Here is a 21,506-nt window from a genome sequence, read left to right as displayed (position 1 = left end):
GATTATCTCAGCGAAACCATTCCTAGTTGGTTTATGGATAGGTACAATGCGAGCCAATTGGTCCCGACAGTCAAAAGAGGATATATCAATGACCAAATCAGCAGAGCTGTACGAAAAAGCACAGCAAACTATTCCGGGTGGCGTTAACTCTCCTGTACGTGCATTCAACGGTGTAGGTGGTTCTCCAATCTTCATCGAGCGCGCTGATGGCCCGCTAATTTTTGATGCTGATGGTAAAGCATATATCGACTACGTTGGTTCTTGGGGTCCAATGATCCTTGGTCACAACCACGCTGTTATCCGTGATGCAGTTATCGAAGCGGCTCAACGTGGTCTTAGTTTCGGTGCTCCAACGGAAACTGAAATCAAAATGGCTGAGCTTGTATCTGAGATGGTTCCTTCAATGGAACAACTACGTATGGTTAGCTCAGGTACTGAAGCAACGATGAGCGCAATTCGCCTTGCTCGTGGCTTTACTGGTCGTGACAAAATTCTTAAGTTTGAAGGCTGCTACCACGGCCACGCAGACAGCCTACTTGTAAAAGCAGGTTCTGGCGCTCTGACTCTTGGTCAACCAAGCTCTCCTGGCGTACCAGCAGACTTCGCAAAACACACGCTAACAGCGACATTCAACAACCTAGATTCAGTACGTGAGCTGTTTGAAGCAAACAAAGGTGAGATCGCTTGTATCATCGTTGAACCTGTAGCGGGCAACATGAACTGTATCCCACCAGTAGAAGGCTTCCACGAAGGTCTACGTGAAATCTGTGACCAAGAAGGCGCACTACTGATCTTTGATGAAGTAATGACAGGTTTCCGTGTTGCTGAAGGCTGTGCGCAAGCTTACTACAACATCAAGCCAGACCTAACGTGTCTTGGTAAAGTGATTGGTGGCGGTATGCCAGTAGGTGCTTTTGGTGGTCGTAAAGAAGTGATGCAATACATCGCACCAACAGGTCCAGTATACCAAGCAGGTACTCTATCAGGTAACCCAGTGGCAATGGCGGCAGGTTACGCATGTTTGAACCTTCTACGTGAAGAAGGTAACGAGAAGCGACTAGCGGCAAAAACTAAGCAACTGGCTGATGGCTTCAAGCAGCTTGCAGACAAACACGGTATTCCACTACTTGTTCACCAAGTTGGCGGTATGTTTGGTTTCTTCTTTACTGAACAAGAAACGGTGACTTGCTACGAAGATGTAACTAAGTGTGATGTAGAACGCTTCAAGCGCTTCTTCCACCTAATGCTGGACCACGGTGTTTACCTAGCTCCTTCAGCATTCGAAGCAAGCTTCACATCACTAGCTCACGGTTCAAAAGAGATTGACGCAACACTAGAAGCTGCTGACCGCTGTTTTGCAATTCTTGCTGCAGAATAAGGCTATTTAGCTTTAACACATTGTTTATAAAGGCTGCTTTGTGCAGCCTTTTCTTTTTAGAGCAAACCAAGAATCACAAAATAGTTCTCACCTCTTTGCGACTTCCAATTAGCGCTCCCAGAATAAAAACACCAGTAGCATTAAAGTGCCCAGCAACATTCGAAACCACGGGATCTCTTTTTTAGCTTGCTGCTCATTCTCTTGGCATTTTTTGTCGTTATTACAACACCCCATAATGAAAACTCCTCATTGCTAACTCTCTGTTTTGCAGCCATTATAAACTGAGTTCGCAAACATAGAGACCACTACCGTGTCAGAAAAGATCAAAATTAACTCAAGTCATTGGGTGATTATTGTTGCCCTACTTGCGGCGGCGTATGCCTGTTATTTATTGATTGAACCTTACGTCAACTCGATCGTGATGGCGTTCATCATCTCGCTATTGATGTTTCCGATCCATGAATGGCTTGAGAAAAAACTTCCTAACAAAGCCAATCTGGTCTCTTTGCTCTCGTGCATTATTCTCACATTCATCATTGTGATCCCTTTGCTCGCCGTCTTTGCTGCGATTGTTCAGCAAGGCTCACTGTTCTCGCAAAACACTTATAAATGGGTCACGCACGGTGGTATCCAAACCCTGTTTGAACATCCTTTGGTGGTTAAAGCGCTCGCCTTCATTAATGACTACCTGCCGTTTGATAACATTGAACCACAAGCAATTGCGCAGAAAGTCGGTGAATTTGCTACTAGCTTTGGCTCCAAATTGGTTGGGATCAGTGCCAAGATCTTAGGTGATGCGACCAACTTCCTAATGGACTTCTTCTTGATGCTGTTCGTGCTGTTCTTCCTGCTGCGCGATCATGACAAGATCATCAGTGTAGTTCGTCATATATTACCTCTGTCTCGTAGCCAAGAAGACAAGCTACTGGCAGAGATCGAACAAGTATCTAAATCCGCTGTTATGGGCTCATTCTTAACCGCAATTGCACAAGGTTTTGCTGGTGGTTTAGGTATGTGGATCGCAGGCTTCCCAGGGCTTTTCTGGGGCACCATGATGGGCTTTGCTTCATTCATTCCGGTCGTTGGTACAGCACTGATTTGGGTTCCCGCAGCCGTCTACTTATTCCTAACCGGTGATACTACGTGGGCTATCTTCCTCACGGTTTACTGCGTCGCGGTGGTTGGCTCGATTGATAACCTGCTCCGCCCACTCCTGATGCAAGGTAGCGCAGGTATGAATACCTTGATGATCTTCTTCTCGCTATTAGGTGGTATTCAACTGTTTGGCCTCATCGGTCTGATCTATGGCCCACTGATCTTTGCAATTACCATCGTACTGTTCAACATCTACGATGAAGAGTTTAAAGACTTCCTTAACCAGCAGGACAACACATAATCGGCTTAGCGACGATTAAAACTTCAAGCTTGGGGCGGATTATGCGAAAATCCGCCCCTATTTTTTGCTAACGATTCAACAGAGAGTCCCTATGTCTGCCTATATCGCCCCAAGCCAAATTGCTCAACGCCAACTCGCCTACTTTGAAGGCAAACATGTTCTGGTTGCAGGTGAGGCTGAAGACCTATTTCCTGTTGAGTTAGCTAACCACTGTGAGTCGGTATCGGTATTTACCTCTAACTACAGCTACTACCGTCAGCTAGAGAACTGCAATACCATTCAACGTTTCTATGGCGCCGAGTTCACCGAAGAGACTCAAGCAGATCTCGTTCTACTTTATTGGCCAAAAGCCAAAGCGGAAGCGGAATTCTTGCTCGCGATGTTGATGGCGAAACTGGGTAAAGATACTGAGATTGTGGTTGTTGGTGAAAACCGCTCTGGTGTGAAGAGCATCGAGAAGATGTTTAAGCCTTACGGTAATGTTGTTAAATATGACTCAGCGCGTCGCTGTTCTTTCTATTGGGGCCAATGCCTAGAGCAAGCTCCAGCGTTCAATCTTCAAGAGTGGTTTAAAACCTATTCGGTGAACATTGGTGAGCAGTCACTTACAGTTAAGAGTCTGCCTGGTGTATTCAGCCACGGTGAGTTTGATATCGGCAGTAAATTACTGCTCGATACGCTACCAAGCCTAAACGGTAAGGTGCTCGATTTTGGTTGTGGTGCTGGTGTGCTTGGTGCTGTGATGGCTTCACGTAACCCTGAGATCGAGCTAGAGATGTGCGACATTAGCGCCTTTGCCGTGGAATCAACTAAAGCGACACTGGCAGCTAATGGACTGACGGGTAAAGTATTCGCTTCCGATGTCTACTCAGATACATCAAAAGATTACCGTTTCATCATCAGCAACCCACCTTTCCACTCAGGTCTAGACACTAGCTACAGTGCGACGGAGACCCTATTGGCAGATGCTCCGAGCTACCTGAACGCTCAAGGTGAAATGATTATTGTGGCTAACAGCTTCCTCAAATATCCACCAATTATTGAGCAAGCTTTTGGTAAATGCGCGACTCTAAATAAGACCACAAAATTCGCTATCTATCACGCATCGAAATAACCTCCCCCTACAAAGTGCAGGACAATCCCTGCACTTTTTGCTCATATTGCTAGCAAAATTTAATAAATTTGCGCGACTGCACACGCTTTAAATAGCACTTACTTGTCAAAGTAAAAAAACTCGTTAATTTCGTTAAATTAGAAACCACTCAATCTATTCTTTGTACTCAAATTTCAAACATTTTCAGAAGTACATTCAAGGAAAGTAGTACCTAATTTATGTTTAGATTCTATCGAAAGCAGAAGTTTAAGCGCCTTCAAAGTACGCTCATGCTAGCGTTTCTCGTGTTAAGTCTGACTCCTGTTACTCTTATTGCTGTCTTTTTCCTTCAGTCTCATAGCCAAGATCTGCAAGAGCAGAGTACTTCTCACTTGGTGTCTGTGCGTGATACCAAGCAGCAACAGATCATTGATTACCTGCAAGCTCAAGAATCTCAAGTGATTGGCTTTGTTCGTTCAGAGTTGGCTATCGCCAGTGGCGGACGTTTTTATGGCCTTATCAATGCCTTTCAACGTCTCGGCCTAGACATCGAAGAAGCACGCAGCAATGCTCAACAACGTTATATTCAAGGTTCTGGCAACGAGGTAAAAACGTCAATTTTGCCAGAGTCGAGCAGCTACGTTGGCAGTGAGCGTTATCGCCTACTTCACAAGCGCTACCACAACGCCTATCTAGAACTGATTAAACGTGCCGATTTTGACGATATCCTTCTGGTTGATATCAACGGTAACGTCGCCTACTCGGTGTTTAAACAAGACAACTACGGCACTAACCTACTCACTGGTAAATACAAAGACTCAAACCTTGGCTTGACGTTCCAGAAGCTAGCGAAAGATGTAACAGAAAAGCGCAAGACCAATGAAGACTACACCCCAGTAATCGTCTCTGACTTTCTCGATGAAAACGGCAAACAGAGCGCATGGCTAGGCGCACCGATTGTTCAACAGGGCTACCTACATAGCTACGCGATGTTCAGACTACCAATCAATGGCATCACCAAGCTGATTGCGGATCTCAATAAGAGCTCGAACATGCAGACCCTACTCGTTGGTAGCGATCACCTTCCAAGAAGCTTGGCGCACAGTCAGCAAGCCATCGACCTCAGTCTCGAAGTCATTGATAAAGCATTAGCTGGTGAAACTGCGGTTGGCACCTTTAACAACAGTTCAGATCAAGCGATCATTGCCGCATACGCACCTATCGAGTTGGATTACGCAAACTGGGCGCTGGTAGTTGAACTACCAGAAAAAGAAGCCTTTGCTCGAATCCACCAACTGGAAAAAATCTTCGTGATCGTAATGCTGACGGCAATAGTGCTGGTATTTGTCGCATCTCATTACCTATCCAACTTCATTACTTCACCGCTGCTTAAGCTCACTTGGGCTGCTGAGAAGGTATCGGCAGGCGATCTCGATGAAGCGATGATCAATACCGAGCGAAAAGATGAAATAGGACGCCTGGCAGTCAGCTTTGAGCGTATGCAGCGCTCCATTCGTGAAAAGATGGGGCTTATCAAGTCGCAAAATGAAGAGCTTGAAGATAACCTCAAGACCATCCAAAAACAGAATGAAGAGTTGCAACTCGCCAACAAGCTCAAAGATGAATTCCTAGCCACGACCTCGCATGAGTTGCGTACTCCTTTGCACGGCATGGTAGGTATTGCTGAGGCATTGATCTCTGGCGCGAATGGTCCTATTCCAGCAAATCAAAAATACCAACTGGATATCATCATCAACAGTGGCCAGCGCCTCGCAACTCTGGTTGATGACTTGTTGGATTATCACAAAATGCGTTATGGCAGCTTAGACATCAAAAAGTCAGCGGTTGACCTATCTGCAGCGACCAGTTTGGTGCTTGAGCTATCGCACCACCTGCTTGGCAGTAAACCGATTCGTATCATCAACCAAGTTCCAGCGGATTTAGGTCTTGTATCATCCGACCCGCAACGCCTAGAGCAGGTAATGTATAACTTGGTAGGCAATGCCATTAAATACACCTCTGAAGGCAAGATCGTCATTTCTGCGAGCGTAATTGACGACAATATCCGAGTACAAGTGGTCGATACTGGCCAAGGCATCCCAGCAGAGCATTTAGAGCATATTTTTGAACCACTTATTCAAGCAGGGCAAGATGCAAGTTCCTACCGACAGGGCGCAGGGCTTGGATTATCGATCAGCCGTCAATTGATTGAATTAATGGGTGGCTCACTCTACGTCAGCAGTCAACCAATGGTGGGAACGACGTTCAGTTTCACGCTACCATTAGCAACACCGGAAGAGCTTGAGCATTACAACGAGTCTAGCAATTACTCGCACTTCCAAGCGCCAGAGGTACTAGAGAGCGGCCAGCAAGATAATAGTGATATTCACGAAGCCCCAGATGGCCCGCTACTTGTGATTGCCGATGACGAACCGGTTAACCTACGTGTACTTGATAGCTTCTTGAAGCTCGAGGGTTATCGCGTCCGCACGGCTTGCGATGGCCCTGAGACCATTGAATTAATTGAAAAAGAGAAACCAGAGCTGCTACTGCTCGACATCATGATGCCCGGTATGAGCGGCTACCAAGTGTGTGAAACACTAAGAAAGCAGTATGACCACGCACAATTACCAATCATTATGCTGACCGCGCTAAACCAACCTGAAGACCGAGTTCGAGGCTTTGAGGTTGGAGCCAACGATTACCTGTCTAAGCCGTTCAATAAGCAAGAGCTAGCAGCCCGAATCACAGCGCACCTATCAGCAAGTAAGGCAGAGCAGCGACGCATCGAGAACGACCAGCTGCAGCAAGAGTTGAAGCATAGAGCAATGGTAGAAGCCAACCTGCTTGAAACCCAAGGTCGTCTGCTTGAGCAATTAGAATCAGCGCCTGAAGCAATTATCTGCATTCGCGATGATCAACGCATTCGCTTTGCCAACGAAGCAGCCGCTAAGCTATTTAGACGCAGCCAAGAACAACTCAAGCGTTCTATGGCTGATGAAATCATTGCACCGAAGTATTTACGCGTAGACCAAGCACACTACTGTGGCGAGATTGATGTCTACATCAGTGATACTCGCCAACGAGTTTCAAGTGATATTCTCAAACTACCTGAAGGCTCTGGATTAGACACTATGTACATTTTCAACGTTGGCGGTGCAGTAAACTCAAATCGTATCAACAACTTAGAAACGGCCGTAGAAGCGCTGTCGAGTTATGCCTTTGAAGGGGACAAAGACAAGCTACAACAGCTGAAAGAGCTAGGCGGCGAATTCACTCGCCTTGCTGACAAGGCCGCTGGTGAAGGTAAGAATAAACAAGAGTTAATGCGAGAGGTGCTTGTTGAAGCCATGACCAACGCCCTTGTTTATTGGGAGTCGGTCACAGGAGAGACTAAGTTTGCCTTCGCTGAAAAGAGTGGCTTATGGCGTGTCTATCTCGATAGAAGTACCTTGCAAACTCGAACACTAGATAAGTACTTACGTGTAGAAACTCTGCCTAAGACGCCTCGCTGGCGCACCGTACTGAGCTCTCTTGAATTTATTCTTGAGCATTGTAAGGAGCAAACACCGGAAAGGACTCACATTGAAATGCTCAGAGATAAACTACAAAAGCTCCTCACTAGTTAGGCTAGTGCCTACTATTTGCTTTACTATACCCTAGCCCGCTGCCACCAGCGGGCTTTTTAATGCCTCAGCATCTACGCCTTCTCATCAACCTGAATTCATTTATCCAAGTCCTAAATTCCCTAATTCCCTTGGGAATCGTTCTATCCTCATATTGTGCGCTCAAGGCCATTCACAATAGCCGATTTAAGAGGCTTTAATAAACTAGGCACCTATCACTTCTATAGCGCTTAAATGACTTCACAAAGCACTTATTTAAAGATATAAAACAAGCTCAAAATCACGTTATATAAACGAAATAAACAGGCTAATTATCGGGCTCTTTTCTTCGTTACTGACACATTACTAGGCGTTGGTTTGACTATTTGTTGGACTTTGAGAAGCGAGTCACAACAGAACGGCAGATTTAATTTTTTGTGGAAATTTAACGTCATTTGGCGAAGTGATGGAGATCTACAAATATGAGAAAAGGCAACAAACAACCAAATTTAATAGCCCAAAAAGTAAGTAACCACTTACAATAATTCTCTGTGCGCTATTAACTGCGACTCATATCACCCAAGTATCAATTGTACATTTATCAATCAAAAGTACATTTTTTGACGTTAATGACGTGTCGTTTTGTAGTTTTAACGTTTTTAACGGGAAACGAGTTTGATTAATTCATGAATAAGGTGTTTTCTTACTCGTGCCAAAGGTCTACAGGCCACTCTTAACACTTCATAGAAGCAGCGATGATTCTTGGAACAATGACAAAGAGGTAGACCTTGAACAGAGTGTGTATCTACGAATAGCAAAAGATGACATTCAATCCATTAGTGAAATGAAAGCAAATAGTAAGGAACAGCTATGCTTGCCAATATAAAAAAAACAGCACTAGCAACAGCAATTATTGCGACTGCTACGACAGGTTTTGCATCGGTAGCAACAGCTGCAGAACGCAGCGAACTGACTATCCACCCGAAAGAGTACACAACGTTTGTACGTAACTTTAACCCGTACCTAGGTGCGACTAACTTACATACAACGACTGACTTCTTATACGAGCCACTTGTTGTTTTCAACGAAATGCACGGTAACACACCAGTATTCCGTCTAGCTGAAAACTTCAAAATGGCTGACGACCTAATGAGCGTAACGTTCGACATCCGTAAGGGTGTTAAATGGTCTGATGGTGAAACCTTCTCAGCAGATGATGTTGTTTTTTCTTTCAACCTTGTAAAAGAGAAGCCAGAGCTTGACCAATCTGGTATCAACTCTTGGGTAACTTCAGTAGAGAAACTTAACGATTACCAAGTTAAGTTCCGCCTAACAGAAGCAAACTCAAACGTACCTTATGAGATTGCTAAAGTACCTGTAGTACCTAAGCACATCTGGAAAGACATCAAAGATCCAGCAACTTTCACCAATGAGAACCCTGTAGGCTCTGGTCCATTTACTGAGATCGATACTTTCACAGCTCAACTTTACATTCAGTGTGAAAACCCGAACTACTGGGATGCTGACAACCTAGACGTTGACTGTCTGCGTGTTCCACAAATCGCAAATAACGACCAATTCCTAGGTAAAGTAGTTAACGGTGAAATGGACTGGACATCTTCTTTCGTACCAGACATCGACCGTACTTACGCAGCAGCAAGTCCTAAGCACCACTACTGGTACCCGCCAGCAGGTACTCAAGCATTTGTTGTGAACTTCAAGCACCCAGATGCTGCGAAGAACGAAGCGCTAAACAACGTTGAATTCCGTCGTGCATTCTCTATGGCTCTTGACCGTCAAACTATCATCGATATCGCGTTCTACGGTGGCGGTACAGTGAATGACTTCGCATCTGGCCTTGGCTATGCATTCGAAGCTTGGTCTGATGAAAAGACTCACGACAAGTACAAAGGCTTCAACACTTACAACGCTGAAGGCGCGAAGAAGCTTCTTGCTGACGCTGGCTTCAAAGACGTAAACAAAGACGGCTTTGTTGATACGCCATCAGGCAAGTCTTTCGAGCTATTGATTCAATCACCAAACGGTTGGACTGACTTCAACAACACAGTACAACTTGCAGTTGAACAACTAAACGAAGTTGGCATCAAAGCAAAAGCTCGTACACCAGATTTCTCTGTGTACAACCAAGCAATGCTTGAAGGTACGTACGACGTAGCTTACACAAACTACTTCCACGGTGCGGATCCATACACTTACTGGAACAGCGCGTACAACTCTTCACTGCAATCTGGTGACGGTATGCCTCGTTTCGCGATGCACTTCTACAAGAACGACAAGCTAGACGGTCTTCTAAACAGCTTCTACAAAACAGCTGATAAGAACGAGCAGCTAGACATCGCTCACGGTATCCAGAAGATCATCGCAGCTGACCAAGTAACGATTCCTGTAATGTCTGGTGCTTACATGTACCAATACAACACAACTCGCTTCACTGGTTGGTGGAACGAAGAGAATCCAAAAGGTCGTCCAAACATCTGGGCTGGTATTCCAGAGCGTCTACTTCACGTACTGGACCTAAAACCAGTTCAATAAGCAGTCGTTCAATCCTTGCGGCGTAATCCCTTACGCCGCTTATAAAAATCCCCACACTCTCAATTGAAAGTATGGCGCTCGTCGTCAGGGGATTTCTCGTTCCAAATTTTCGCTAGGAGCGACCTGAATCCAGAAACAGGGAAACAATCTGGGTGAGTAAGGTGTGAGTTATGGGTTATTTTTTAAGACGTTTGTCATTTTATTTTGTCGCGCTATTAGTTGCTGCGACGTTAAACTTTGCAATTCCGCGAGCAATGCCGGGCGACCCGGTGACCATGATGTTCGCTAACGCTTCTGTTCAGGTAACCCCTGAGCGTATCGCAGCAATGAAAGAACTACTCGGCTTTGTCGATGGCGGTCTATTAGTACAATACATTGCTTACATGAAGAACATCCTTAGCTGGGAGCTAGGTACTTCAATCCAATTCTACCCACTGTCTGTAAACTCGCTGCTCGGCGGCGCATTCGGTTGGTCTCTATTCCTAGCAGGCACTGCGGTTGTTCTATCGTTCTCGCTAGGTTCTATCCTAGGCATCTTCGCAGCTTGGAAACGTGGCAGTAAATACGATGCATTCGTGACCCCAGGTATGCTGATTCTACAAGCAGTACCTCAAGTAGTTATCGCAATGATTGCACTATTCACCTTCGCAATCGGCCTTAAGTGGTTCCCGACAGGCTACGCATATACCGCGGGTACAGTGCCAGATTGGACAAGCTGGGAATTCATTAAAGACGCGGCTTATCACGCTGTTCTCCCTCTATTTTGTGCTTCTGTGGTTCAGATTGGTGGCTTCCTAGTCAACATGCGTAACAACATGATCAACCTTCTTGCAGAAGACTACATCACTATGGCTAAAGGTAAGGGCCTAAGTGAAAACCGAGTGGTATTCAACTACGCGGCACGTAACGCACTACTACCGAGTGTAACCGCACTTTCAATGTCACTAGGTATGGCAATCGGTGGTCAGCTCATCATCGAAATCATCTTCAACTACCCGGGTCTTGGTACGGTTCTATTCAATGCGATTAACGCGCGTGACTACCAAGTTCTTCAAGGTCAGCTGCTTATCATGACGCTGTTCATGCTGTTCTTTAACCTTGTCGCTGACATGCTTTACGTTGTTCTTGACCCTCGTCTACGTAAGGGTGGTAAATAATCATGAAAGACTTTCTAAAACTCATTTGGCGCAACCCGATGGCACTGACTGGTGTAATCATTCTTGGCGTCTTCATCTTCGCAGCGCTGTTTGCACCATTAATTGCAAAGCACGCCCCAGACAAACGTACGGGTAACCCGCACGAGTACCCAAGCTTCGTAGTGAAATCGGCTCAATCTAACCCTGATGGCTGGGTAGCAACAAACCTAGCAGATGACCGTCGTACGCTGATCATGTCTAAAAAAGCAGACCACGTACTGGGCACAACTCGTATGGGTCGTGATGTTTGGTCTCAAGTAGTACACGGTGCTCGCGTATCACTAGCAGTAGGCTTCGGTGCAGGTATCACGGTATGTCTACTTGCTACTGTAATCGGTGTATCGGCAGGTTACTTCGGCGGTCGTGTTGACGACATTCTTACCGCAGCGATGAACATCATGCTGGTTATTCCACAATACCCATTGCTCTTTGTAGTCGCAGCATTCATTGGTGAGGCGGGCCCATTAACCATCACCTTAGTTATCGGCTTTATGTCCTGGGCTTGGGGCGCGAGGGTTATCCGCTCACAAACACTGGCTCTGCGTGAAAAAGAGTTTGTGAAAGCTGCTGAGGTATTGGGTGAGTCTTCTTTCCGCATCATCTTCATTGAGATTCTGCCAAACCTTATCTCAATCGTTGGCGCGAGCTTCATCGGCTCTGTGATGTACGCAATCATGATGGAAGCGACACTGTCGTTCCTTGGTCTTGGCGACCCGAACACCGTGAGCTGGGGCATCATGCTTTACAACGTACAAGCCTCTTCTTCGATGCTAATTGGCGCTTGGTGGGAACTGCTAGCTCCATGTATCGCACTAACGCTACTTGTAACTGGCCTAGCACTGCTGAACTTTGCTGTTGATGAGATTGCTAACCCACAACTGCGTTCGCACAAAGGTATGAAGCGCTGGAAGAAACTTGCTGCGCAAGACAAGCAAGAGCGTGAGCCTGAACTACCACCACAAAATGCACTTTGGAGCGGAGATAAATAATCATGACAGCACCACTCATTTCTATCCGCAACCTTTGCGTAGATTACATCACAGACGCGGGAGATGTCCGCGCCTGTAACAACGTGAGCTTTGACATTGCACCCGGAGAAGTCTTCGGTCTAGCTGGAGAATCGGGTTGTGGTAAATCAACCGTTGCGTTCTCACTGATGCGCCTTCATAAGCCGCCAGCGTTTATCACCGGTGGTGAGGTTATCTTCAACGGTGAAAACATCTTAAATTACAGTGACGATCGTATGCAGGCATTCCGCTGGAGCGAGATGTCGATGGTATTCCAGAGTGCGATGAACGCGTTGAACCCTGTCTTACCAATGGAAGAGCAGTTCTGTGACGTGATTATGCGTCACACCAACATGACTCGTGAACAAGCAAAACAACGCGCTGAAGGCCTGCTGGAGATCGTTGATATCCACCCTAGCCGTCTTAGCGATTACCCGCACCAATTCTCTGGCGGTATGCGTCAGCGCTTGGTGATTGCGATTGCATTAGCTCTGAATCCGAAGTTGATCATCATGGATGAGCCAACAACGGCTCTCGATGTGGTGGTACAGCGTGAGATCCTACAGAAGATCCACGCGCTAAAAGAAGAGTTCGGTTTCTCTATCTTGTTCATTACCCATGACTTGTCGCTGATGGTCGAGTTCTCCGACCGTATCGGCATCATGTACTCAGGCGAACTGATCGAGGTGGCGAACTCACAAGATATTCTAGAAAACCCTTATCACCCGTACACCAAAGGACTGGGGAGTTCTTTCCCTCCTTTGACGGGTCCAAAAACGAAATTGGCAGGCATCCCTGGTAACCCTCTGAACTTATTAGAGATACCAGAGGGTTGTCGCTTCCAAGCTCGTTGTGACCGTGTACATGAAACTTGTACGAAAGTGCCAACCAAGCTGCGCTCAATTGAGCCAGGGCATCTTTCAAACTGCCACCTTTATGGTGAACCAATAGTACATACCAAGCTCTAGCTTGCCTGCTCTTAGAGCATCAATACAACAAGGCGGACAAACCGCCATGCAAGCAAAAAGCGATAAAGGATTCTGGAGACAATTATGAGCAAAAATTACGGTCAACTATTGGTAGAAGGTAAGAACGTCGTCAAAGACTTCCCAATAAGCAGTACCACAATTCAAACTCCAATGATGCGTGCGATCAACGACGTGTCATTCAAGATGTATAAAAGCCGTGGCCTCGCCGTTGTAGGTGAATCTGGCTCAGGCAAATCAACCACAGCGAAGATGATCGCCAAGATGTACGCGCCAACTGACGGCGTTATCGAATACAAAGGCCGCGATATCCAAACTATCGCGTCTAAGCATGATTTGATGACCTATCGTGAAGGCGTACAAATGGTATGGCAAGACCCGTTTGGTTCACTCAACCCAACTCACAACATCTTCCACCATATTTTACGTCCACTGCTGATTCACAAAAAAGTGGACCCGCGCAATAAGCGTGAGCAAGAAGAACGCGTATACGATCTTCTTGAGCAAGTTGGTTTAATCCCACCAAAAGAGACGGCTCAAAAGTACCCGCACCAACTGTCTGGCGGCCAGCGTCAGCGTGTCAATCTGGCGCGTAATATCGCAGTAGGTGCTGAGGTAGTTCTTGCTGATGAGCCAACCTCAATGCTCGACGTATCAATCCGTGCAGGTGTTCTCAACCTGATGGAAGAGATGAAGTTCGAGAAAGAGATGTCGCTGCTTTACATCACTCACGATATTGCGACAGCTCGCTACATCGCGGAAGACCTTTCAGTGATGTATGTCGGACACATGGTGGAATGGGGAGATACCGATGAGGTCATCGCCAACCCACAACACCCATATACCCAACTTTTGGTGTCAGCAGTTCCGGATCCAAAGAAATCAATCCATGAAAAATTGGCTGGCAACAAAGGGGAGATTCCACTGTGGACTCCTGAGTCTGCAGGCTGTCCTTTTGCTGGTCGCTGCACGCACGCAACCGACAAGTGTAAAGAGCAACTGCCGGGTGTGACTCAGTTAGGTGAAAACCACTTCGTACGCTGTTACCTACACGAGAGTTAATCATTGGGGTTGGGGGCAGCACTGTCCCTAACCTTTTCACTCTGGTCATTTAACATCGACCATTTTTAACCAAAGATTTAGTACCTAGCCAATAGAAATTAGGACTGTCGGAGACATTTGATGCTGTTACTCACCAATCACATCGGCTATGAAGCCAACGCGCCAAAGCAAGCGATACTGCAAACTCGCAAGGCTCGTCTTTCCTCTACCTCTGTACTGTTGGTGTGTGCAGATAATCATGTCACCGTTGATAGTTTTGATGTGGTTAAGCACGGCCAAGTTGCAAACTGGCACACAGGAAACTACTTCACGATTGATTTCAGTGAAGTGACCAAATCGGGGCGTTACTATCTGCGCTTTGAAAACCTGCGTTCGGAAATTTTCGAGATTGGTGAAAACCTACTGATGCAGAGAACCTTCTCTGACGTTCTGCACTACTTCAAATCACAGCGCTGTGGCGGCATTTTCGACAAGAAGGATAAACAAGCTCAATTGCTGGGCACTGAGCGTTATGTTGATGTGCACGGTGGTTGGTACGATGCATCGGGTGACGTCAGTAAGTACTTTAGTCATCTCTCTTATGGAAACTACCTAAATCCACAACAGATTCCGATGGTGGTTTGGAACATGCTCAAAGGACTGCGTTTAGCTCAGGATCATGAAACATTCCAAAAGTTCACTCAAACTCGCCTTACTGAAGAGGCACTATTTGGCGCCGACTTCTTAGTGCGTATGCAAGATGCAGCCGGCTACTTCTACATGACTGTATTTGACAAGTGGAGCAAAGATATCAACCAACGTGATATCTGTGCCTATGCGACACAGGAAGGTATCAAATCTGACGATTTTCAAGCCGGATTCCGCCAAGGTGCTGGAGTTGCTATCGCAGCGCTGGCCAGTGCTTCTGCTCTAGAAGTTTCTGGAGAGTACTCTAATCAAACCTATTTAGAGACAGCTGAAAAAGGCTACTGGCACCTAAAAGAGTACAACCTTCTCTACCTCAACGATGGTGAAGAGAACATCATCGATGAGTATTGTGCACTGTTGGCGGCAAGCGAACTCTATCGCGTAACTAAAGACTCTAAATACCTTGCTGAAGCGAGAGTCTGGACTAAACGCCTTACTCAACGCCAACAGTCAGATCAAACCTTTGATCACTTCTGGTCAGCAAATTCCGACGGTTCGCGCCCTTATTTCCATGCAGCGGAAGCCGGCCTGCCCGTGATTGCTCTATGTGAGTACTTAGCTATAGAACCGGATATGCAGCATCATGCAACTACAAGTCTCGTGGTCGAGCAAGCCTGCCAATTTGAAATCTCCGTTACCGACAGAGTCGCGAACCCATTTGGCTATCCTCGACAATATGTCAAACCAGTCGACGGTGATAAGCGAGACGCCTTCTTCGTTGCTCACAACAACGAGACGGGCTATTGGTGGCAGGGTGAAAATGCGCGCCTAGGCTCTTTAGCGACTATGGCGTTGCTCGCTCAACCTTATATTCGAGACGAAGCACTCAAAGCGCGCCTGATTACCCTGTCTCAAAACTGTTTAGACTGGATTTTAGGTCTCAACCCTTACCACATGTCCATGCTAGATGGTCACGGCCACAACAACCCAGACTACCTACCACAACTTGGCTTTTTCAATGCCAAGGGCGGTATTTGTAATGGCATCACTGCGGGTTTTGAAGACGAAGAAGATATCGCCTTTAACCCACCAGCACAAAAAGATGACACGCTTCAAAACTGGCGCTGGGGAGAGCAATGGATCCCTCATGGCGCGTGGTACCTGTTAGCAACAGCGGCCCAGTTTAACTTCACCGTTAATCAAGGGGAGCAATAACATGTACTACGTAGGTATTGATGGCGGCGGCACCTCTTGCCGAGCTCGAATCCGTGACACTGAAGGCCAATTTATTGGAGAAGCCAAAAGCGGTAGCGCCAATATTCTTCTTGGTACTGATATTGCGATGGCGTCCATCGTTGCTGCAATTCGTGATGCGGCTCTACAAGGCGGTTTAACAGAATCTGATTTTCCGAAGATGCATGTTGGGTTAGCACTTGCTGGTGCTGAACAAAAATCGGCTTGGTTGAACTTCATGACAATCGATCACCCTTTTGCATCAATCACCCTGAATACCGATGCCTATGGTGCTTGTGTTGGCGCGCACAACGGGCAAGACGGCGCGATCATGATTGGTGGTACTGGTTCGTGTGGCATTTTGCTCAAAGATGGGGAGCAACACGTCGTTGGTGGTCGTGAGTTCCCAATTTCAGACCAAGGCGGTGGTGCCGTGATGGGGCTCAGACTTATCCAGCAAGTACTGCTTGCAGAAGACGGTATTCGCCCAAAAACATCACTGTGCCAACACGTCATGAACCACTTCGATAATGACGTAGACAATATTGTTGAATGGTCAAAGACCGCCATTCCAAAGGACTACGGTCAGTTTTCCCCGGTTATTTTTCAACTCGCCAACGAAGGTGATGAGCTCGCTATTGAGATGCTCAAACAAACGGCAGCTGACATCGAAATGTTTATCAATGCCCTCCACCGAAAAGGAGCCAATCAAGTGTGCCTAATGGGTAGTATCGCTGAACGTATTCTGCCTTGGCTCTCTCCCGTTGTTCAGCAATGGGTTGTACAGCCTCAATTCGACGCCATCGAAGGTGCGCTGATGTTTGCTGGCAAGCCCGAACATAACTTGTACTAATAGACTTAACAGGGAAGTGATATGAATTACCGCATTGACTTAGCTGTTCTCTCAGAACAAAAGCAAAACTGCCGCTTTGGTCTTACCGTACATAATTTAAGTGATGCCGACATCAAAACATGGTCGCTGCATTTTGCCTTTGATCGCTTTATTCACCCAGAAAGCTTATCGCAAGGCACTCTAACTCAGGTAGGTAGCTACTGTACGTATACACCTAATGACGGCGAGCTTAAGGCCAATAATCACTACTATTTTGAATTCAGTATTCAAAGTGCCCCATTCCGTTTCCTTTCAGACGGTTTAAACGATGCGTTTATCCAAACTCTCACTGATGATGAAACGCAAATCTTACCGGTAGATATTTCCCCAATTGTTCTGGCCTCTCCCTACCGCGAACGCACTGAAGTTCCTCAGGTTGATGCCGCATCATTGGCGCTGATCCCACAACCAAACTCAGTCACAACACAAAGCGGAGCCTTCCCCCTAACTCCAAGTACCACGCTCGCTATCACCTCTGCACTGGCAAGCGATGGTGGAGAGTGGCTGAAAGAAGAATTGCGCACCCATTTCGAGCTATCACTGCCTGAGCAAGAGGTGGGTGCCATTACCTTTAGAACCAACCCAACACTCGATGATGCTGAATATAAACTCACGGTGACAGAGGAAGCAATAACAGCAGAAGCCGGTAGCCAAAGTGGCTTTATCTATGCAGCCGCAACCCTGCTTCAGCTGATTGAGCAGCAAGGCGTAGAGTCCTTCTCGGTTCCATGCTGCAAAATCGTCGACAAACCAAGATTTAAATACCGCGGGATGATGCTTGACTGTGCACGCCACTTTCACTCGCTAGAGGATGTGAAGCGTTTAATCAACCAACTCGCCCTATACAAGTTTAATGTTTTCCACTGGCACCTCACGGATGATGAAGGTTGGCGCATAGAGATAAAACAGCTGCCTCAACTGACCGACATTGGCGCATGGCGTGGTCTTAATGAAGCACTGGAGCCTCAATACACTCATCTGGCACAGCGCTATGGTGGCTATTACACCCAACAAGAGATCCGCGAAGTGATCGCCTACGCCGAAAAGCGCGGCATTACAGTGATTCCAGAAATTGATATTCCAGGCCACTGCCGCGCAGCAATCAAATCTCTACCAGAGATGTTGGTTGAGCAGGAAGATACAACCGCATACAAGAGTATTCAGCACTATACCGATAACGTACTCAACCCAGGGCTTAAAGGCACCTATCAGTTCCTAGATATCGTTATCGAAGAAGTCGCTGCTCTCTTTCCAAGCAAGCTTATCCACATGGGCGCAGATGAAGTGCCACATGGAGTTTGGACAAACAGTCCTACAGCTCAAGTAGTAATGAAAGAACACGGTTATCAAGACAGTAAAGAGCTGCAAGGTCACCTATTCCGCTATGCCGAAAACAAGCTCAAACAGCTTGGTAAAAAAATGGTCGGCTGGGAAGAAGCACAACACGGCGACAAGGTCAGCAAAGAGACCATCATCTACTCGTGGCTAAGTGAAGAAGCCGCCGTCAATTGTGCTAGACAAGGCTTTGACGTGGTGCTGCAACCGGCTCAATTCACTTACCTCGACATGACACAAGATTTTGCACCAGAAGAGCCTGGTGTTGACTGGGCTTCAGTGATTCCACTGGAACAAGCCTACAACTATGAGCCACTTGCGGAGATCTCTGACACTGACCCGATTCGAAAACGAATTCGCGGCATTCAGTGTGCGCTTTGGTGTGAAATTGTTACCCACCAACAGCGTATGGATTACATGGTATTCCCTCGGATCAGCGCACTAGCGGAAGGATGCTGGACCCACAAGAACAATCGTAACTGGCTGGATTACCTATCCCGCCTAAAAGGTCACTTACTACTGCTTGAACGGTTAGATATTCAGTACCGCTCACCTTGGTAAGAACACTAGAAAACCCATTAATTTCGGATACATAGCCACGAGGCTCTGAATCAATATTTGTAAGATTAACTGCCGGAGTGCAGTTTGTTAAAAAGGAAATAACAATGAAATACGGCTATTTCGACAACGAGAATCGCGAATACGTCATCACTCGCCCTGATGTACCAGCACCTTGGACTAACTACTTAGGTACCGAGAAGTTCTGTACGGTCATATCACACAACGCTGGCGGTTACTCGTTCTACAACTCACCAGAATATAACCGTGTTACTAAATTCCGTCCTAACGGCACTTTTGATCGTCCGGGACACTATGTTTATCTGCGTGATGATGAAACTGGTGATTACTGGTCTATCTCTTGGCAGCCAGTGGCTAAAAGCCTCGACGAAGCCAACTACGAGGTTCGTCACGGCCTGTCATACTCAAAGTTCAAATGTGAATATAGCGGCATTACCGCAACCAAAACGCTATTCGTCCCTAAGGGCGAAGATGCAGAGATTTGGGACGTTGTACTAAAGAATAACACTGATAAGCCACGTACTATCAGCACATTCTCATTTGTAGAGTTCTCGTTCAGCCACATCCAATCAGACAACCAAAACCACCAGATGTCTCTGTACTCAGCAGGTACTGAATACAAAAAAGGTGTATTGGAATACGATCTGTACTACAACACCAACGACTTCGAAGGCTTCTACTATTTAGCATCAACTTTCTCACCAGACAGCTATGACGGTCAACGCGACACTTTCCTTGGCATGTACCGCGATGAAGCTAACCCAATTGCGGTTGAAAACGGTAAATGTTCGAACAGCGCTCAAACCTGTTACAACCACTGTGGCTCGCTACACAAGCAATTTACGATTCAACCGGGTGAAGAAGTTCGCTTTGCCTATGTACTAGGTATCGGCAAAGGCAACGGTCAGCGCCTACGTGAAAAATACCAAGACACAGCAAACGTAGATGCAGCGTTCCAAGGCATCAAAGATCACTGGGACGAGCGTTGCAACAAGTTCCAAGTTAAGTCTCCAAACGAAGGCTTAGACACCATGATCAACACGTGGACACTATACCAAGCAGAAACTTGTGTGGTTTGGTCGCGCTTTGCATCATTCATTGAAGTGGGCGGCCGTACTGGTCTTGGCTACCGTGATACCGCGCAGGACGCTATCTCAGTACCTCACGCTAACCCAGCAATGACTCGTAAACGTATCGTTGACCTACTACGCGGCCAAGTTAAAGCGGGCTACGGTCTACACCTATTCGATCCAGACTGGTTTGATCCAGAGAAAGCGGATGTTAAACCTTCGAAATCACCAACAGTAGTTCCGACACCATCAGACGACGATAAGATCCACGGCATCGAAGATACATGTTCTGATGATCACCTATGGATCGTTCCGACCATCATCAAATACGTGATGGAAACCGGTGAGCATGAGTTCTTTGATGAAGTGATTCCTTACGCAGACGGCGGTGAAGCGACAGTCTACGAACACATGAAAGCGGCACTGAACTTCTCTGCAGAATACGTTGGTCAAACAGGTATCTGTAAAGGTCTACGTGCTGACTGGAATGACTGTTTGAACCTAGGTGGCGGTGAATCGTCAATGGTTTCATTCCTACACTTCTGGGCACTACAAGAATTCCTAGACCTTGCTAAATTCCGCAACAATGACGCTGACGTTGAGAAATACACTGAAATGGCAGCGAACGTTCGTGAAGCGTGTGAAACACACCTGTGGGATGACGAAGGTGGCTGGTACATCCGTGGTCTAACAAAAGATGGCGACAAGATCGGTACTGCGCAACAAGCTGAAGGTCGTGTACACCTAGAGTCAAACACACTGGCAGTTCTATCTGGCGCAGTTTCTCAAGAGCGTGGCGAGAAGGCGATGGATGCTGTTGATGAGAATCTATTCTCTGAATACGGCCTGCACCTAAACTCTCCATCATTTGCAACACCAAACGATGATATCGGCTTCGTCACTCGTGTTTACCAAGGCGTAAAAGAGAATGGTGCAATCTTCTCTCACCCGAACCCATGGGCTTGGGTAGCAGAAGCGAAGCTTGGTCGCGGTGATCGTGCAATGAAATTCTACGACGCTCTTAACCCGTACAACCAGAACGACATGATTGAAACACGCTACGCAGAACCGTACTCGTACGTGCAGTTCATCATGGGTAAGGACCACCAAGACCACGGCCGTGCTAACCACCCTTGGTTAACCGGTACTTCAGGTTGGGCATACTTTGCGGTTACCAACTTCATTCTTGGTGTTCGTACTGGTTTCGAGGGGCTAACCGTTGATCCATGTATCCCAACAGATTGGCCAGAGTTCGAAGTAACTCGTCAATGGCGCGGAGCAACTTACAACATCACTGTGAAGAACCCTAATGCAGTAAGCAAAGGCGTGGCGTCTATTACCATCAATGGCGAAGCAGTCAAAGGTACTATCCCAGTTCAAGCAGAAGGCAGCGTGAACGATGTTGTCGTCGTTCTTGGCTAATCGCGTAATTTAACGAACCGCTCTTGCCTCAGGTCATAACTGATTTGAGGCAATGAGACTAAAAGGATTTTC

13 protein-coding genes are annotated in these 21,506 nt (G+C 46.7%); all 13 read left to right on the top strand.

What is annotated here, in order from left to right:
• The first annotated feature begins 88 nt into the window (after positions 1-88).
• The 13 genes from hemL (at position 89) to VFDL14_RS10480 (ending at position 21,434) form a co-directional block, all read left to right on the top strand.
• A complete protein-coding gene (gene hemL / locus VFDL14_RS10415) occupies positions 89-1,378 on the top strand; it encodes a glutamate-1-semialdehyde 2,1-aminomutase (protein ID WP_032551529.1) in 1,290 nt (429 codons plus the stop codon).
• Between the two features lie 310 nt (positions 1,379-1,688).
• Positions 1,689-2,774 (top strand): AI-2E family transporter, encoded by a 1,086-nt coding sequence (locus VFDL14_RS10425; RefSeq protein WP_032551526.1) that lies wholly within the window; start codon positions 1,689-1,691, stop codon positions 2,772-2,774.
• 91 nt (positions 2,775-2,865) lie between these two features.
• Positions 2,866-3,888, top strand: coding sequence for a 16S rRNA (guanine(1207)-N(2))-methyltransferase RsmC (rsmC, locus tag VFDL14_RS10430; protein WP_032551525.1), 1,023 nt, complete (start codon positions 2,866-2,868; stop codon positions 3,886-3,888).
• 218 nt (positions 3,889-4,106) lie between these two features.
• A complete protein-coding gene (locus tag VFDL14_RS10435; RefSeq protein ID WP_032551524.1) occupies positions 4,107-7,496 on the top strand; it encodes a response regulator in 3,390 nt (1,129 codons plus the stop codon).
• Positions 7,497-8,342: 846 nt separating this feature from the next.
• Positions 8,343-10,025 (top strand): ABC transporter substrate-binding protein, encoded by a 1,683-nt coding sequence (locus VFDL14_RS10440; RefSeq protein ID WP_032551523.1) that lies wholly within the window; start codon positions 8,343-8,345, stop codon positions 10,023-10,025.
• Positions 10,026-10,195: 170 nt separating this feature from the next.
• Positions 10,196-11,182, top strand: a complete 987-nt coding sequence (locus tag VFDL14_RS10445; RefSeq protein ID WP_032551522.1) for an ABC transporter permease — start codon at positions 10,196-10,198, stop codon at positions 11,180-11,182.
• A 2-nt stretch (positions 11,183-11,184) separates the two neighbouring features.
• On the top strand, positions 11,185-12,210 hold the full coding sequence (locus tag VFDL14_RS10450; RefSeq protein WP_032551521.1) for an ABC transporter permease: 1,026 nt from the start codon (positions 11,185-11,187) through the stop codon (positions 12,208-12,210).
• Positions 12,211-12,212: 2 nt separating this feature from the next.
• The gene (locus tag VFDL14_RS10455) at positions 12,213-13,196 is read left to right on the top strand and encodes an ABC transporter ATP-binding protein (protein WP_032551520.1); all 984 of its coding nucleotides are present in this window, start codon (positions 12,213-12,215) and stop codon (positions 13,194-13,196) included.
• An 84-nt stretch (positions 13,197-13,280) separates the two neighbouring features.
• Entirely contained in the window at positions 13,281-14,276 is a 996-nt protein-coding gene (locus VFDL14_RS10460; protein WP_032551519.1) for an ABC transporter ATP-binding protein, read from the top strand.
• Between the two features lie 120 nt (positions 14,277-14,396).
• The gene (locus tag VFDL14_RS10465; RefSeq protein WP_032551518.1) at positions 14,397-16,118 is read left to right on the top strand and encodes a glycoside hydrolase family 9 protein; all 1,722 of its coding nucleotides are present in this window, start codon (positions 14,397-14,399) and stop codon (positions 16,116-16,118) included.
• Between the two features lies 1 nt (position 16,119).
• On the top strand, positions 16,120-16,989 hold the full coding sequence (locus VFDL14_RS10470) for an N-acetylglucosamine kinase (protein WP_032551517.1): 870 nt from the start codon (positions 16,120-16,122) through the stop codon (positions 16,987-16,989).
• Between the two features lie 21 nt (positions 16,990-17,010).
• Positions 17,011-18,924 carry a beta-N-acetylhexosaminidase gene (locus VFDL14_RS10475; protein ID WP_032551515.1) on the top strand — a complete coding sequence of 638 codons (1,914 nt, stop codon included), beginning with the start codon at positions 17,011-17,013 and terminating at the stop codon, positions 18,922-18,924.
• A 104-nt stretch (positions 18,925-19,028) separates the two neighbouring features.
• Positions 19,029-21,434: a GH36-type glycosyl hydrolase domain-containing protein gene (locus tag VFDL14_RS10480; RefSeq protein WP_032551514.1), complete on the top strand. Its 2,406-nt coding sequence runs from the start codon at positions 19,029-19,031 to the stop codon at positions 21,432-21,434.
• The last annotated feature ends 72 nt before the right edge of the window (positions 21,435-21,506 follow it).

Source organism: Vibrio fortis (assembly GCF_000695685.1).
Taxonomy (GTDB): domain Bacteria; phylum Pseudomonadota; class Gammaproteobacteria; order Enterobacterales; family Vibrionaceae; genus Vibrio; species Vibrio fortis_A.
This window is presented reverse-complemented; position numbering and strand designations above follow the sequence as displayed.

Excerpts from the sequence above, each read along its gene's own strand:
- hemL (WP_032551529.1), top strand. The coding sequence starts at position 89 with ATGACCAAATCAGCAGAGCTGTACGAAAAAGCACAGCAAACTATTCCG.
- rsmC (WP_032551525.1), top strand. The coding sequence starts at position 2,866 with ATGTCTGCCTATATCGCCCCAAGCCAAATTGCTCAACGCCAACTCGCC.
- VFDL14_RS10435 (WP_032551524.1), top strand. The coding sequence starts at position 4,107 with ATGTTTAGATTCTATCGAAAGCAGAAGTTTAAGCGCCTTCAAAGTACG.
- VFDL14_RS10440 (WP_032551523.1), top strand. The coding sequence starts at position 8,343 with ATGCTTGCCAATATAAAAAAAACAGCACTAGCAACAGCAATTATTGCG.
- VFDL14_RS10445 (WP_032551522.1), top strand. The coding sequence starts at position 10,196 with ATGGGTTATTTTTTAAGACGTTTGTCATTTTATTTTGTCGCGCTATTA.
- VFDL14_RS10450 (WP_032551521.1), top strand. The coding sequence starts at position 11,185 with ATGAAAGACTTTCTAAAACTCATTTGGCGCAACCCGATGGCACTGACT.
- VFDL14_RS10455 (WP_032551520.1), top strand. The coding sequence starts at position 12,213 with ATGACAGCACCACTCATTTCTATCCGCAACCTTTGCGTAGATTACATC.
- VFDL14_RS10460 (WP_032551519.1), top strand. The coding sequence starts at position 13,281 with ATGAGCAAAAATTACGGTCAACTATTGGTAGAAGGTAAGAACGTCGTC.
- VFDL14_RS10465 (WP_032551518.1), top strand. The coding sequence starts at position 14,397 with ATGCTGTTACTCACCAATCACATCGGCTATGAAGCCAACGCGCCAAAG.
- VFDL14_RS10470 (WP_032551517.1), top strand. The coding sequence starts at position 16,120 with ATGTACTACGTAGGTATTGATGGCGGCGGCACCTCTTGCCGAGCTCGA.
- VFDL14_RS10475 (WP_032551515.1), top strand. The coding sequence starts at position 17,011 with ATGAATTACCGCATTGACTTAGCTGTTCTCTCAGAACAAAAGCAAAAC.
- VFDL14_RS10480 (WP_032551514.1), top strand. The coding sequence starts at position 19,029 with ATGAAATACGGCTATTTCGACAACGAGAATCGCGAATACGTCATCACT.